The 12,817-nt window shown below is 70.9% G+C and carries 14 protein-coding genes; 10 read left to right on the forward strand and 4 right to left on the reverse strand.

The annotated features are described in order from the left end of the window. Positions 1-43 precede the first annotated feature (43 nt). Complete coding sequence (locus PSH03_RS12135) at positions 44-268, reverse strand: hypothetical protein (protein ID WP_210783393.1); 225 nt, start codon at positions 266-268, stop codon at positions 44-46. Between the two features lie 371 nt (positions 269-639). Here PSH03_RS12135 and PSH03_RS12140 point away from each other — a divergent pair, with 371 nt between their 5' ends. From PSH03_RS12140 to glmM, 9 genes are all read left to right on the forward strand, one after another. Further along, positions 640-1,407 carry a helix-turn-helix domain-containing protein gene (locus PSH03_RS12140; protein WP_238689145.1) on the forward strand — a complete coding sequence of 256 codons (768 nt, stop codon included), beginning with the start codon at positions 640-642 and terminating at the stop codon, positions 1,405-1,407. Beyond that, complete coding sequence (locus tag PSH03_RS12145; RefSeq protein ID WP_210783276.1) at positions 1,398-1,595, forward strand: DUF397 domain-containing protein; 198 nt, start codon at positions 1,398-1,400, stop codon at positions 1,593-1,595. Before PSH03_RS12140 ends, PSH03_RS12145 begins: the two co-directional genes overlap by 10 nt. Before the next feature lie 280 nt (positions 1,596-1,875). Continuing rightward, positions 1,876-2,571, forward strand: coding sequence for a class I SAM-dependent methyltransferase (locus tag PSH03_RS12150; RefSeq protein ID WP_238689146.1), 696 nt, complete (start codon positions 1,876-1,878; stop codon positions 2,569-2,571). Positions 2,572-2,659: 88 nt separating this feature from the next. Beyond that, positions 2,660-2,917, forward strand: coding sequence for a DUF6364 family protein (locus PSH03_RS12155; protein ID WP_091403518.1), 258 nt, complete (start codon positions 2,660-2,662; stop codon positions 2,915-2,917). After that, entirely contained in the window at positions 2,907-3,200 is a 294-nt protein-coding gene (locus tag PSH03_RS12160) for a hypothetical protein (protein WP_091402325.1), read from the forward strand. Before PSH03_RS12155 ends, PSH03_RS12160 begins: the two co-directional genes overlap by 11 nt. A gap of 160 nt (positions 3,201-3,360) precedes the next feature. Further along, on the forward strand, positions 3,361-4,743 hold the full coding sequence (locus PSH03_RS12165; RefSeq protein WP_124854248.1) for a nitrate/nitrite transporter: 1,383 nt from the start codon (positions 3,361-3,363) through the stop codon (positions 4,741-4,743). Between the two features lie 209 nt (positions 4,744-4,952). Then, positions 4,953-5,396 carry a 50S ribosomal protein L13 gene (gene rplM, locus PSH03_RS12170; RefSeq protein WP_053653864.1) on the forward strand — a complete coding sequence of 148 codons (444 nt, stop codon included), beginning with the start codon at positions 4,953-4,955 and terminating at the stop codon, positions 5,394-5,396. A 20-nt stretch (positions 5,397-5,416) separates the two neighbouring features. Then, positions 5,417-5,890: a 30S ribosomal protein S9 gene (rpsI, locus tag PSH03_RS12175; protein WP_112626216.1), complete on the forward strand. Its 474-nt coding sequence runs from the start codon at positions 5,417-5,419 to the stop codon at positions 5,888-5,890. A 116-nt stretch (positions 5,891-6,006) separates the two neighbouring features. Next, on the forward strand, positions 6,007-7,362 hold the full coding sequence (gene glmM, locus PSH03_RS12180; protein WP_091402319.1) for a phosphoglucosamine mutase: 1,356 nt from the start codon (positions 6,007-6,009) through the stop codon (positions 7,360-7,362). 18 nt (positions 7,363-7,380) lie between these two features. Here glmM and PSH03_RS12185 read toward each other — a convergent pair whose 3' ends face one another. Together PSH03_RS12185 and PSH03_RS12190 are read right to left on the reverse strand one after the other, a co-directional pair. Further along, positions 7,381-8,127 (reverse strand): ABC transporter ATP-binding protein, encoded by a 747-nt coding sequence (locus PSH03_RS12185; protein ID WP_238687803.1) that lies wholly within the window; start codon positions 8,125-8,127, stop codon positions 7,381-7,383. Between the two features lie 5 nt (positions 8,128-8,132). After that, on the reverse strand, positions 8,133-10,958 hold the full coding sequence (locus PSH03_RS12190) for an FtsX-like permease family protein (RefSeq protein ID WP_238689147.1): 2,826 nt from the start codon (positions 10,956-10,958) through the stop codon (positions 8,133-8,135). A 72-nt stretch (positions 10,959-11,030) separates the two neighbouring features. Here PSH03_RS12190 and PSH03_RS12195 point away from each other — a divergent pair, with 72 nt between their 5' ends. After that, positions 11,031-11,663 (forward strand): PadR family transcriptional regulator, encoded by a 633-nt coding sequence (locus PSH03_RS12195; RefSeq protein WP_238689149.1) that lies wholly within the window; start codon positions 11,031-11,033, stop codon positions 11,661-11,663. Here PSH03_RS12195 and PSH03_RS12200 read toward each other — a convergent pair. Continuing rightward, a complete protein-coding gene (locus PSH03_RS12200) occupies positions 11,629-12,786 on the reverse strand; it encodes a pyridoxal phosphate-dependent aminotransferase (protein ID WP_238689187.1) in 1,158 nt (385 codons plus the stop codon). The two genes, PSH03_RS12195 and PSH03_RS12200, sit on opposite strands and share 35 nt — an antisense overlap. Between the last annotated feature and the right edge of the window lie 31 nt (positions 12,787-12,817).

A 12,817-nucleotide genomic window follows, 5' to 3' on the forward strand; every position in this document is an offset into this window, starting at 1 on the left:
AGCCACGCCGGGCGCATCGGATGGTGCGGGCGAGGGCGGCGGGTCATCCGACCCTCACCGGACCGCGTTTGACGGGCCTGCGGGTGGTTGGCCGACGGGCCGGCGGGGCGGGCGGGTCCGGCCAGATCAGGCCCGCGGGCATCACGAACAGGGACCGGCGCGCGACCGCATCGCCGCTCGCGGCCAGTTCGTAAGCGTCAATCCACAGCCACCCGTCGTACGTCGGCCAGTCGAGAACGCGAATCACGCGGACGAAGATCGGGCGCATGAACTGCACACTCGCGGCGCGGGTCAGGTGCAAGACGTCACCCGTGTGCGGCTTTCGCGGTTTGGGCGGCGGCTCGGGTTCCCGATCGGGCGGCTTGTCCGGCACGGTGTCTTCCCCCTGCTCGTCACTTTGGGAAGGGCCACCCCGTGCAAGCTCGCCCGCGCAGATCTTGGACAATTTCCGTTCTCGCGTAACGGAAAGTGTCCAAGATCTGCGCAGTCCAGGGGCGGCCCCCGGTACGAACGCGTCCACCGGTTTTCAGGGTCCCTACCGGCCGCGCCGCCTGATCCCACCTTGCGGGCAGTGATGGGACAAGAACAGCCCGTAGCGATATGGTCACGAGACATTCCGCGCATCCGATGGGGGAAGCCGTGAACGATGCGCTGCGCGCCGCGCTAGCCGAGACGGGACACTCGATTGAGTCCCTGGCAGGGGTGGTCGGGGTCGATCGGAAGACGGTCGCGCGCTGGCTGAACCACGACCACATTCCCCACCCCCGACACCGGGAGGCGGCGGCGAGTGCGCTCCGACGGCCCATAGGGGACATCTGGCCGGACACTTCAAGACGCCGCGAGCCAATTTGGTTCCGACCATGGCAAGAGATCGAGCGCGAGGCGATCTCGCTGCGGTCGTTTCAGTCGACCGTCCTTCCCGGCCTGCTCCAGACCGAGGCATACGCTCGCGCCGTGCTCGCCGGAGCCGACGTCATCGCCCGCAGCGACGTCGAGCGGCACCTAGCCTCACGACTGGCCCGGCAAAGCATCCTGACCCGCGACGACCCGCCACACTTCACCGCCGTTGTGGACGAAGCCGTGCTGCGGCGGCCAGTCGGCGGGCGAGCCACCATGCGTGGGCAGGTGCAGGCTCTCATCACCGCGTGCGGGGCCCCGCACGTCCGCGTGCACATCGTCCCCTCCACCGTCGGCGCGTACGCTGGCCTGAACGGTCCCTTCGTGATCGCCGTGGGGTCCGAGCATCGGATTGCCGGCTACCTCGACAATCAGCTTCAGGGGCAAGTCGTTACCGGTGCCGAGGACATAGCGGCGATGCTGGCCGCATGGGAGAACGTACGCGGCGAGGCGCTGTCCCACTGGCAATCCGTCGATCTACTTACGGAGATGGCGAAGACATGGAACTGACCGGCGCTCAGTGGCGTAAGAGCACCCGCAGCAGCGGCAATGGCGGCGACTGCGTCGAGGTTGCCGACAACCTGCCTGGCGTCGTTGGCGTCCGGGACTCGAAGGACCTGGCAGGGCCGGCGTTGGTCTTCGGGTCAGCTGCCTGGCGGGCGTTCGTCGGTATGGCGAAGGCACACGACCCGGCCTGACCAGCATGACGCAGTGAGCCCTCGGCTCCTGGAACCTCAGGAGAGCGCCGGGGGCTTTCGCGTGTCCGGGGTCAACCACCCGCCAGGCAGCGCATGCGCGGCCAGGGACCGACCACGTAGACCGCTCGCGACGGTCCGGCTTCGCTGCGGCGGAATCAGCGGTGACTCGGGCGATGGCAGGTACGAGTCGGACGCCTTTGGAGCTGAATCGCTGACGACATCAACACCGGTTCGTTGGCTTATAATGTGGGAAATCTGTCTCAATAGACGGGAGTGCGCGATGAGCGTGACGGACGTCTTCGACGCGGTGGCCGGCAACTACGACGAGGCGCGTAGGCGGTTGATCCCGTGCTTCGACGCCTTCTACGGCACCGCCGTCCAGGTGGCCGCGCCGCCGTTGCGGGCCGCGCTCGCCACCGGGCGTACCCCGGAGGTGTTGGATCTGGGCGCCGGCACCGGCCTGCTCTCCCTGCTGCTGTCCGCAGCGGTGCCCGGAGTCCGGCTGACCCTGGTGGACGGAGCGCCGGCGATGCTCGCCCGCGCCACCGACCAGTTGGACGGGCGGTCCGTGCCACACCGAACGGTCCACGCCGACCTGGCCGACGAGTTGCCGCCGGGCCGGTACGACGCGGTGGTCAGCGCGCTGGCGATCCACCACCTGGACGACGCCGGCAAGCGCGCGCTCTACCGGCGGGCCGCCGCCGCGCTGGCACCGGGCGGGGTGTTCGTCAACGCCGAGCAGGTCGCCGGCCCGACCCCGGAGCTGGACCGGCGCTACGACGAGGTGTGGCTGGAGCGGATCACCGAGTTGGGCGCGTCCCCCGACGAGATCGCGGCTTCCCGGGAGCGGATGCGCCACGACCGCCCGGCCACGGTGGCCGACCAGTGCCGGTGGCTCGCCGAGGCGGGCCTGGTCGACGTCGACTGCTACTTCAAGGAGTGGCGCTTCGCGGTGTTCGGCGGTCGGGCCGGGTAAGCCTGACGGAATGTGCGTTTCCCCGCCCGGGGGCGAGTCGATGAAGCAGGGATGACTGTTGGTCACACCGGTGGGTAATCTGCTCGGCATGACTGCCAAGGTGACTCTCTCGTTCACGGACGAGACGATCGAGGAAGCGCGGCGGTTCGCCAAGCGCGAGGGGCTGTCGCTCTCCGCGTGGATGGACCAGGCCGCCCGGGAGAAGGCGCTGCGCGAGGTCTTCACCGCGCACGCCGCCGCCGTGGGCCGCGCCAGCCTGGATCTGGAGTCCGCCGCGCTCGCCGACGCCCGCGAGGTGGGCATGGTCAACGACCTGTTCTCCGGCGGACGGCCGCGTGCTGCGTAGGGGTGAGATCTGGCGCATCGAGGGCGCTCGGGAACGCCTCGGCCTCGTGATCAGCTCGGACGTCTACAACTCCACCGACGTGCCCATCGTGATCGTGGTCGAGGTGGTTGAGGAGTCGCTGCTGCGGGACTCGCCGCTCGCCGTGTCGATGGGCCGGTACGTGGTGATGCCCGACCGGATCTCCTCGCCCATGAAGAAGTGGTTCACCGCGTGCGTGGACGTCGCCGACACCGACACCATGCTCCGGGTCGGCCGCGCGCTGCGTATCCTCCAGCAGCTCTGACCGTAAGGGCAGCTCTGATCGCGCCGTCCCGGTGGCGTGCTCACCATCGCCGCCGGCCCGTGGTGCGATAGCCGTTTCCGGCCCGACCCGCGACGGGCACTGCCAGGTAACCGGGCGTTCCTAGCGTTTCCCCTCGTCACATCGACGAGGAGGAGCCGCCGTGAGCACGCTCACCAGCACCGTAGTCACCGCCGAGCCGCCTGCCGTCACCGGTCGCCGGCAACCGCTGCACGACTGGCGCCCCGAGGACCCGGACTTCTGGCAGGCCACCGGCGCGCCGATCGCCCGGCGCAACCTCTGGGTCTCGATCTTCGCGGAGCACGTCGGCTTCTCGGTGTGGAGTCTCTGGTCGGTCACCGTGCTCTTCCTCGGCCCCGCCTACGGCATCGATCCGGCCGGGAAGTTCCTGCTCACCGCCGTGCCGGCCGCCCTGGGCGCGGTGCTGCGGCTGCCGTACACGCTGGCGGTGGCCCGCTTCGGCGGACGACGCTGGACGATCATCAGCGCACTGCTGTTGCTGGTGCCCGCGGTCCCGATGACGGTGCTGCTGGAACCCGGGGTGTCCTACACCACCCTGATGGTGCTCGCCTGCCTCACCGGGGTCGGCGGCGGCAACTTCGCCTCCTCGATGGCGAACATCAACCTGTTCTACCCGCAGCGGCTCAAGGGGCGGGCGCTCGGGCTCAACGCCGGTGGCGGCAACCTGGGCGTACCCGCCGTGCAGTTGGTCGGCCTGGCGGTCCTCGCCACCGCGGGCGCCGCGTACCCCCGGTTGGTGCCGGCGGTCTACCTGCCACTGATCGTGCTGGCCGCGCTCGCCGCGGCCCGCTGGTTGGACACCGTGCCCGGGGCGCGCAACGAGCCGGGCGCGTTGCGGGAGGCGGCCCGCGATCCACACACCTGGGTGATGTCGCTGCTCTACATCGGCACCTTCGGCTCGTTCATCGGCTTCGGTTTCGCCTTCGGTCAGGTGCTCCAGCTCCAGTTCGCCGAGCGGTTCCCCACCCCGGTCGACGCCGCCTGGCTGACGTTCCTGGGTCCGCTGGTCGGCTCGCTGATCCGGCCGCTGGGCGGGCACCTCGCCGACCGGTTGGGCGGGGCACGGGTGACATTCTGGAACTTCGTGGCGATGGCGGCCGGCGCGAGCACCGTGCTGTACGCGGCCCGGGAGCGCTCGTTCGGGCTCTACCTCGCCGGCTTCCTCGCCCTCTTCGTCTTCTCCGGCGTCGGCAACGGCTCCACCTACAAGATGATCCCGGCGATCTTCCGGGCCCGGTCGGCGGACGCGGTGGCCACGGGTCAGCGTGATCCGGAGGCCGCCGCGCGGTGGGCGCGTCGGATGACCGGCGCGTTGATCGGCATCGCGGGTGCGATCGGCGCCTTCGGCGGGGTGCTGGTCAACATCGCGTTCCGCCAGTCGTTCCTCAGCTCGGGCAACGCCGACGCCGCCTACCTGGCCTTCATCGGCTGGTACGCGTTGTGCTTCGCGGTCACCTGGGTGGTCTACCGCCGCCCGAGGGCCGGTCGACTCGCCAACGTGTGAGGTGAGACACCCTCGGCGCGTCGCCGCGCGGGACTGCACCCCCGTTTTGACCTGCGGACGGGGCGCCGGGTATCGTTGCCTGCTGTTGTACGACATCCAGAGGCGTGCCCCTTCAGGTACGCTTGGTCGTTCGTGCGCGCTGGTCCGGCCTGCTAGATCTGGTCACCTCGGCGCGCGACCCCAGACCGACGACGAGACAAGGTAGACCTGTGCGTACGTACAGCCCGAAGCCGGGTGAGATCGAGCGTCAGTGGCACGTCATCGACGCCTCTGATGTCGTGCTGGGCCGCCTGGCCACCCACGCCGCCACGTTGCTGCGTGGTAAGCACAAGCCGACTTTCGCGCCGCACGTCGACACGGGCGACTTTGTCGTCATCGTGAACGCGGGCAAGGTTGCGTTGACCGGCAACAAGCGCCAGACCAAGGTCGCTTACCGCCACTCCGGTTACCCGGGTGGTCTGAAGCAGATCGGCTACGACGAGCTGCTGACCAAGCGTCCCGAGCGGGCCATCGAGCTGGCCGTGAAGGGGATGCTCCCGCACAACAAGCTCGGCCGTCAGCTGATCAAGAAGCTGAAGGTCTACGCCGGTGCCGAGCACCCGCACCTCGCGCAGCAGCCGGTGCCGTTCGAGATCAAGCAGATCGCGCAGTGAGCGCGGGCGAAGGAAGCAGCATGACCGACATCATCGAGACCGAGGTCGCCCCGGAAGCCCCCGAGGCCACCGAGGCGCCGGCGCCCGTTGCCCGCGCGCCTCGTGGTGACCGGCCGATCCAGACCGTGGGCCGCCGCAAGGAGGCCATCGTCCGGGTCCGCATCGTCCCGGGCACCGGCAAGATCACCTGCAACGGCCAGGACCTCGAGGCCTACTTCCCGAGCAAGGTGCACCAGCAGCTCATCAAGGACCCGCTGGTCACCGCCGAGAAGCTCGAGCAGTTCGACGTCATCGCCAACCTGCGTGGCGGCGGCACCACCGGCCAGGCCGGTGCGCTCCGGCTGGGCATCGCCCGCGCGCTGATCATCAACGAGCCGGACGACCGCCCGGCCCTGAAGAAGGCCGGCTTCCTCACCCGTGACGCCCGCGTCAAGGAGAGCAAGAAGTACGGCCTCAAGAAGGCCCGTAAGGCTCCCCAGTACTCGAAGCGCTGATCTTTCCCAGCGCGTTGTACTTCTGACGGACGGCCGGTCCGCCTCCCCCTCGGGGGAGGCGGGTCGGCCGTTCCGCTTTCTCCTCACTGGCAGTGCTCTTTCGGAGGTTGGCGGGTATGGGTCGGTTGTTCGGCACGGACGGCGTACGCGGGCGGGCAAACGCGGATCTCACCCCGGAATTGGCGCTGGCGCTCGCGGTGGCAGCCGCGCACACACTCGCCGAGACGGACCGCAGTCATCCGCCGCTCGCCGTCGTCGGTCGCGACACCCGCGCCAGCGGCGAGATGCTGGAGGCCGCAGTGGTCGCCGGGCTGACCAGCGCCGGCGCCAACGTGGTGCGGGTCGGCGTGCTGCCCACCCCGGCGGTGGCGTTCCTCACCGCGGAGGCCAAGGCCGACCTGGGTGTGATGCTCTCCGCGTCGCACAACCCGATGCCGGACAACGGCATCAAGCTATTCGCCGCCGGTGGGCACAAGTTGCCCGACGAGATCGAGATGCAGATCGAGGCGGCCGTCGAGACGAACGCCACCACCGCCTGGGACCGGCCGATCGGTGCCGGCGTCGGCCGGGTGCACGACCTGCTCGACGGAGCCGACCACTACGTCCAGCACCTGGTGGGCACCGTTCCGCACCGGCTCGACGGGATCAAGGTAGTGGTCGACTGCGCCAACGGCGCCGCCGCCGAGGTCGCCCCCGTCGCCTACCGGGAGGCCGGCGCGGAGGTCATCGCCATCCACGCGGAGCCCGACGGGCTGAACATCAACGACGACTGTGGCTCCAACCACATCGAGGCGCTGCGCGCCGCAGTGGTCGAGCACGGTGCCCACCTGGGCATCGCCCACGACGGCGACGCCGACCGCTGCCTGGCGGTCACCGCCGACGGCGACGAGGTGGACGGCGACCAGGTCATGGCAATCCTCGCGCTGGCCATGCGGGACGCCGGCACGCTCACCCAGGACACCCTGGTGGCCACCGTGATGAGCAACCTCGGGCTGCGCCTCGCGATGTCCGCGCAGGGCATCCGCCTGATCGAGACCAAGGTCGGTGACCGGTACGTGCTGGAGGAGCTGCGCGCCTCCGGGTTGGCGCTCGGCGGTGAGCAGAGCGGCCACATCGTGATGCCCGCGCACGCCACCACCGGCGACGGGGTGCTCACCGGCCTGCACCTGATGGCTCGGATGGCGGCCACCGGCCAGTCCCTCGCCGAGTTGGCCTCGGTGGTCACCAAGCTGCCCCAGGTGCTGATCAACGTGCCGGTCGGCGACCGGACCGTCGGCGCCGCCGCACCCGCCGTACGCGCCGAGGTCGAGCGGGCCGAGGCGGAGTTGGGGGAGACCGGCCGGGTGCTGCTGCGCCCGTCGGGCACCGAGCCGTTGGTCCGGGTGATGGTCGAGGCGGCCACCGAGGCGACCGCCCGTGAGGTCGCCGAGCGGATCGCCGAGCTGGTCCGCACCGCGAGCCCGGTCGCCTGAGGCCACCTCGGGGCGGCGTCACAGCCGCAGTCGGGCCGCCCGCTCGTACGTGTCGGAGGGGTCCTCGCCGTCGGTGAGGTCGAGGTCCTCGGTGACTCGTCCGTCGGTCAGTCGGACCAGTCGGTCGCAGCGGGCGGCGATGGCCTGTTCGTGTGTGGCGAGCAGGATGGTCATGCCGTGCCGTTCACGGAGGTCGAGCAGCAGGTCGAGGATCTGCCCGCCGGTGGTGGAGTCGAGGTTGCCGGTGGGCTCGTCGGCCAGCAGCAGGCCCGGCGCCCCCATCAGGGCGCGGGCGATGGCGACCCGTTGCTGCTGGCCACCGGAGAGCTGCGCGGGCAGGGCGCGTTCCCGCCCGGCCAGGCCGACCGCGTCGAGCAACTCGCGGGCTCGGGTCGCGTGATCGGCCCGGCCCCGGCGGGGGAGGACCGGCGCGATCACGTTGTCCAGCACGGTGAGTGCGGGCAGCAGGTGGTAGCGCTGGAATACGAAGCCGACCCGTTGCCGGTAGCGAGCCAGTGCGGCCCGACGCAGGTCGCTGACCACCACGTCGTCGACTGTCACGCTGCCCTCGTCGGCCTGCTCGATCGCGCCGATGAGATGCAGCAGCGTGGACTTGCCCGACCCGCTCGGCCCGGTCAACGCCACCACCGAGCCGGCCGCGACGGTCAGGGAGACGTCGTCGACTGCGGTCAGCTGGTCCGCCCCGGTGCCGAATCGTCGTGTCAGGTGGTCGACCGAGATCGCGCTGCCGATCTGCTCGCTCATGACTGCTACTCCTCTGCCAGAAGTCGGGCGGGTCGTAGGCGCGGCAACAGGGCGGCGGGCACCAGCGCGGCGACGGCGCTGAGCAACGCGCCCGCCAGCGCGACCAGCACGGCCACCAGGAGCAGCGCGCCGGGAAGGGCGCCGATCAGCAAACCCGCGCTGGCCAGGCCGACCGCGGCGCCGGTCGTCGAACCGACGAGCCCCAGCGTCAGTCCCTCGTAGCCGACCAGCCGGCCGAGTTCGGCGTCGGTCCAGCCGATCGCCCGCAGGGTGGCCAACTCGGCGGCCCGGTCGCGGATGTTCAGGTAGAGCACGTCCGCCACCGCGGCGGCACCGAGCAGCACCGTGGCCGCGGCGGCCACGGTGTCCGCGCCGCGGACGCTCAGCGAGACCACGTCGCCGAGCAGGCTGCCGACGATCGCGCCCCGGAATGCCCACGCGGCGGCGGTGACCAGCGTCAGCGCGGCCACCCCGATGGCCAGCGCGCCGGCGCCGAGGACCGTGCGCCCAGGGGTGCGGGCCAGGTTCACCAGCGCCAACCCGAAGAGCGTGCGTGGCCGGCGCACCCAGCCGGCGGGAGCGACGATCGGGCGGAGGGCGGCGGCCGGGTGGGTGCGCGCGGCCCGCAGCGCCGGCACCAGGCCGGCGGCCACCGCGAGCAGCAGGGCGATGGGTACGGCAAGGGCCGACCGCCGCCAGTCGACGTCGATGCCGAGCGCGATTCCGAGCGGGATCGCGAGGGTCAGCGAGAGCAGACCGGCGATGAGCCCCAGCAGGGCCACCTCGCCCAGGATCAGCGCCGCGATGCGGCGGACCGGCCAACCGAGACAGGAGAGAACCGCCAGCTCGGAGCGCCGGTCCCGGACGGCGGCGCTGACCGCGTTGCCGAGGAAGAGCACGCACACCACCAGGACCAGCACGAAGAGCACAATGCTCTTACGGTCCACCGCCTGAGTGATGATCGAGGCCACGCCGAGTGCCGACCAGTTCTCGGTCAGCCGCAGCATCGGCCGGCCGAACGAGCCGGCGGGAAGCTCCACCGTCTGCGGCGCGCCCGACGAGCCGAGTGTGATGTCGACGTCCAGCCCGGTGCGTGCCGCGATCTGCTCGGCGACCAGTCGGACCCGCTCGGCCGATCGCTCGCTGTAGCCGCCCACGTCGGCCACCCGTACCCGGATCGCGCTGATCGGGGCCTTGGCCTGTGGCCCACCGCCACCCTCCAGGATCTTCGGCACGCTGCCGAGGTTGGTGAGGAGCAGCGGCGGCGCGGACAGATAGCCGGCAGGGTTGCCGCTGGGCGCCAGCGGTTGACCACCCAGCGTCGCCCGGCTGCGGTCGTCGGCACCCTGTGCCGTCGGCGCCTGGTAGGTCTCCAGCGGCAGTTGGCCGAGGTCACTGAACCCGGTCAGCCGGCCCGGGTCGAAGACACCGACGGCCCGCCAGAAACGATTGGCGCTGTTCGCGCCCACGGGTAGCGGCAGCGCCCGTATCGATCGGGAACCGGTGTCGTCGGCAAGCCAGGGTCGGGGCAGCGGGTTGAACGCCTCCTTCTTGCCGTACACCTCGGGGTCGCCGGGCGGTTGCTGGCGGGCCCGCAGGCTGCCGTCGGGTAGCGGGTCGTACTGCACCTCGGCCGACTGCACGACCGTCTGAAGTTGACCGTGGCAGCAGCCGGCCAGGGAAAGCTCCTCGGTGAGCATCGCCTGGTGCCCGGCGCTGAGGTCGTACCGACCGGACCCGGCGGGAGTCCCTCCAGGGCGGCTCAACGTCTCTTCCAGGTCGATCGCCTCCACCCCGGCGGGGCTGATCGGGAGCCGGGTGAACCTGGCCGCCAGCGACTCGTCGATGAAGGGTCGGTTGGTGACGAGGACCGGGACCTCGTGGTTGTCCGCTGTGCCCCGGCGGTTGACGGCGACAGTGTCGTCGGTGCGGACGGCTCGACCGGTGACGACTGCGTCGTCGAGTCCGACGAGTTGGTCCTCGGCCGCCGGGTCCACAGCGGCCAGGAGGAACGGCACGGTCAGGTCGTACGCCATCACCAGCCGGTCCTTGGGTGTAGCGGAGCCGTCCCGGTCGGTCGCGAGGATGTAGGAGTCGGCTTGGAACCGACCGTCGGGCAGCAGTTGGACGGCGTGCAGGGACCAATCCTCGCGCTCGGAGTAGGTGCCCGGGTTGCCGAGCAACGCGTATCCCGGATCGCAGATGGGAAGGCTGCGCCCGTCCGGCTGCACCTCGCGGGGCGTCGGCCCGCAGGTGTCCGACCAGGAGTAGGACCGCCCATCGGAGTACGGCACGGCGTCACCGTCGATTCCCCTGTCGATCCGGGGGTAGATCAACGGCTTCGTGGTCACGTACACGTACCGGGGTTTGCCCGGTGCGCTGGAGAGACCGCGTTCGGCGTGGAAGGTCGGGTCGACCCGGATGACCTGCTGGTCCAGCGAGCGGTCGACGGCCTCGGTGAGGTCGATCGGAGTCGGCAGCAGCGTGGTGGAATAGCCGAGCATCGCGATCGGGGCCGCCACCTCGATGCCGGGGACGGCGGTCAGCTGCTCGTACTGCTGTGTGGTGATGCCGCCGAACAGCCCGGAGAGATAGTTGGGGCGGACCAGCCGGCGCTCGTCCTCCAGCGGGGTGCGGGTCCCCTTCGGACGGACCAGGATCTCGTAGGCGACCTGGGTGTTGCGCTCGACAGTGCCGGTGACGTCCAGGTGGGAGGTGGTGGTGGCGCCGGTCAGGACCACGAAGCCGGTGGTAGCCACCAGCACGCCGACCAGTAGCGCCACCGACCGTCCCGCACGGCCGCGCAGCTGTCTCCAGATGAAGCCGAGCATCGCGCCTCCCCGTGTGCTGTCCCCACTCTGCGCGATACATTGTGACAATGCAAGACCCGTACCGGAGGTGACATGGCGATCCAGCACGCTGTCCTCGCCCTGCTCGCTGGTGGCCCCAGCCACGGCTACCAGCTCAAGGGCGCGTTCGAGGCCGCCGTCGGCCCGCAGTGGGGGCCGCTGAACATCGGCCACCTCTACCAGATCCTGGACCGGCTCTCCCGGGACGAGCTGGTCGTCGCCGAACGGCAGCCGCAGCCGATCAAGCCGGACCGGGTGGTCTACCAGATCACCCCGGCCGGCCGCTCGGAGTTGGCGCGGTGGCTGGCCGAGCCGAGCCCGCGCAGCGGCGGATTCCGGGACGACTTCTTCCTCAAGGTCACCGCCGCCGCCCGGTCCGGCTCCGCGACCACGGTTCGCGCCGTCCTGAGCAACCAGCGTGGGCACCTGCTGCGCGAGCTGCGCAATCTGGACGGCCTACGGAGGGCCGCCGAGGATCAGGTGGTCGGGTTGCTGCTCACCGCGGCCAGCCGGCACGTGACCGCGGACCTGTCGTTCGTTGACGACGCCGAGGCGGTGCTGCTCGGTGACGAGGGCCAACTGCTCACCCGACTCGCGGCTTCGACAGCGGATCAGTCGGCGACCGACCCGGGATCGGCCGGCTCCGGGCACGTCAGCGGCTCGAGCCCAGAGCGTGCAGCCGGCTGACCGCCTCGGTCAGCACCTCCGGGCGCTTGCAGAAGGCGAACCTGACCAGCCGCCGGCCCGCGTCGACGTCGTCGTAGAAGACCTGGGTGGGCACCGCCACCACACCGCAGCGCTCTGGCAACGAACGGCAGAACTCCACCCCGTCCCGGCCGCCGAGGGCGGTGATGTCGGCGGTGACGAAGTACGTCCCCTCCGAGTCGAGCACCTCGAACCCGGCGTCGGTCAGACCACCCACGAGCTGGTCACGCCGCTGCTGGAGACCGTCCCGGAAACCGGTGTAGTAGTCATCCGGCAGGGCCAGCGCCACGGCCACCGCCGGTTGCAGCGGCGCGGCGTTGACATAGGTGAGGAACTGCTTCACCCGGAGCACCGCCGAGACCAGCGCCGCCGGGCCGCTCGCCCAGCCGACCTTCCACCCCGTGCAGGAGAACGTCTTGCCGGCCGACGAGATGCGCAGCGTCCGCTCCCGCATCCCGGGCAGGCTGGCCAGCGGCACGTGCCTGCTCGCCGCGTCGGTGAAGACCAGGTGCTCGTACACCTCGTCGGTGACCGCGTACGCGCCGAACTCCTGGCACAACTCGGCGACCTGCGCCAACTCCGCCGGGGTGAAGACCTTGCCGGTCGGATTGTGCGGCGAGTTCAGCAGCACCAGCCGGGTGCGCGGCCCGAACGCCGCACGCAGCGCCGCCGGGTCGAAGGCGTACCGGCCGTCGGCCGTGGGGCGCAGCGTCACCGGCCGGCGGACCGCGCCGGCCAGCGCGATCGAGGCGGCGTACGAGTCGTAGTACGGCTCGAAGCAGACCACCTCGTCGCCCGGTTCGCAGAGCGCGAGGATGCTCGCCGCGACCGCCTCGGTCGCGCCCGCCGTGATCACGATCTCGCTGTCCGGGTCGTACCCCAGGTCGTAGAACCGCCGCTGATGCGCCGCGACGGCCGCGCGCAGGGCGGGGATCCCCGGGCCGGGCGGGTACTGGTTCTGCCCGTTGCGCAGCGCCTCGGCGGCGGCGGCCAGCATCTCCGGCGGACCGTCGGTGTCGGGGAAGCCCTGGCCGAGGTTGACCGCGCCGGTGCGTACGGCGAGGGCGGACATCTCGGCGAAGATCGTCGTGCCGAACGGCCGCATCCGGGCCACCAGCAGGTCGACATCGGTGCTC

It is taken from the genome of Micromonospora salmantinae, assembly GCF_022230905.1.
Taxonomy (GTDB): Bacteria; Actinomycetota; Actinomycetes; order Mycobacteriales; family Micromonosporaceae; genus Micromonospora; species Micromonospora salmantinae.

Excerpts from the sequence above, each read along its gene's own strand:
- PSH03_RS12135 (WP_210783393.1), bottom strand. The coding sequence starts at position 268 with ATGCGCCCGATCTTCGTCCGCGTGATTCGCGTTCTCGACTGGCCGACG.
- PSH03_RS12145 (WP_210783276.1), top strand. The coding sequence starts at position 1,398 with ATGGAACTGACCGGCGCTCAGTGGCGTAAGAGCACCCGCAGCAGCGGC.
- PSH03_RS12150 (WP_238689146.1), top strand. The coding sequence starts at position 1,876 with ATGAGCGTGACGGACGTCTTCGACGCGGTGGCCGGCAACTACGACGAG.
- PSH03_RS12155 (WP_091403518.1), top strand. The coding sequence starts at position 2,660 with ATGACTGCCAAGGTGACTCTCTCGTTCACGGACGAGACGATCGAGGAA.
- rpsI (WP_112626216.1), top strand. The coding sequence starts at position 5,417 with ATGACCGACATCATCGAGACCGAGGTCGCCCCGGAAGCCCCCGAGGCC.
- glmM (WP_091402319.1), top strand. The coding sequence starts at position 6,007 with ATGGGTCGGTTGTTCGGCACGGACGGCGTACGCGGGCGGGCAAACGCG.
- PSH03_RS12185 (WP_238687803.1), bottom strand. The coding sequence starts at position 8,127 with ATGAGCGAGCAGATCGGCAGCGCGATCTCGGTCGACCACCTGACACGA.
- PSH03_RS12190 (WP_238689147.1), bottom strand. The coding sequence starts at position 10,958 with ATGCTCGGCTTCATCTGGAGACAGCTGCGCGGCCGTGCGGGACGGTCG.
- PSH03_RS12195 (WP_238689149.1), top strand. The coding sequence starts at position 11,031 with ATGGCGATCCAGCACGCTGTCCTCGCCCTGCTCGCTGGTGGCCCCAGC.
- PSH03_RS12200 (WP_238689187.1), bottom strand. The coding sequence starts at position 12,786 with ATGCGGCCGTTCGGCACGACGATCTTCGCCGAGATGTCCGCCCTCGCC.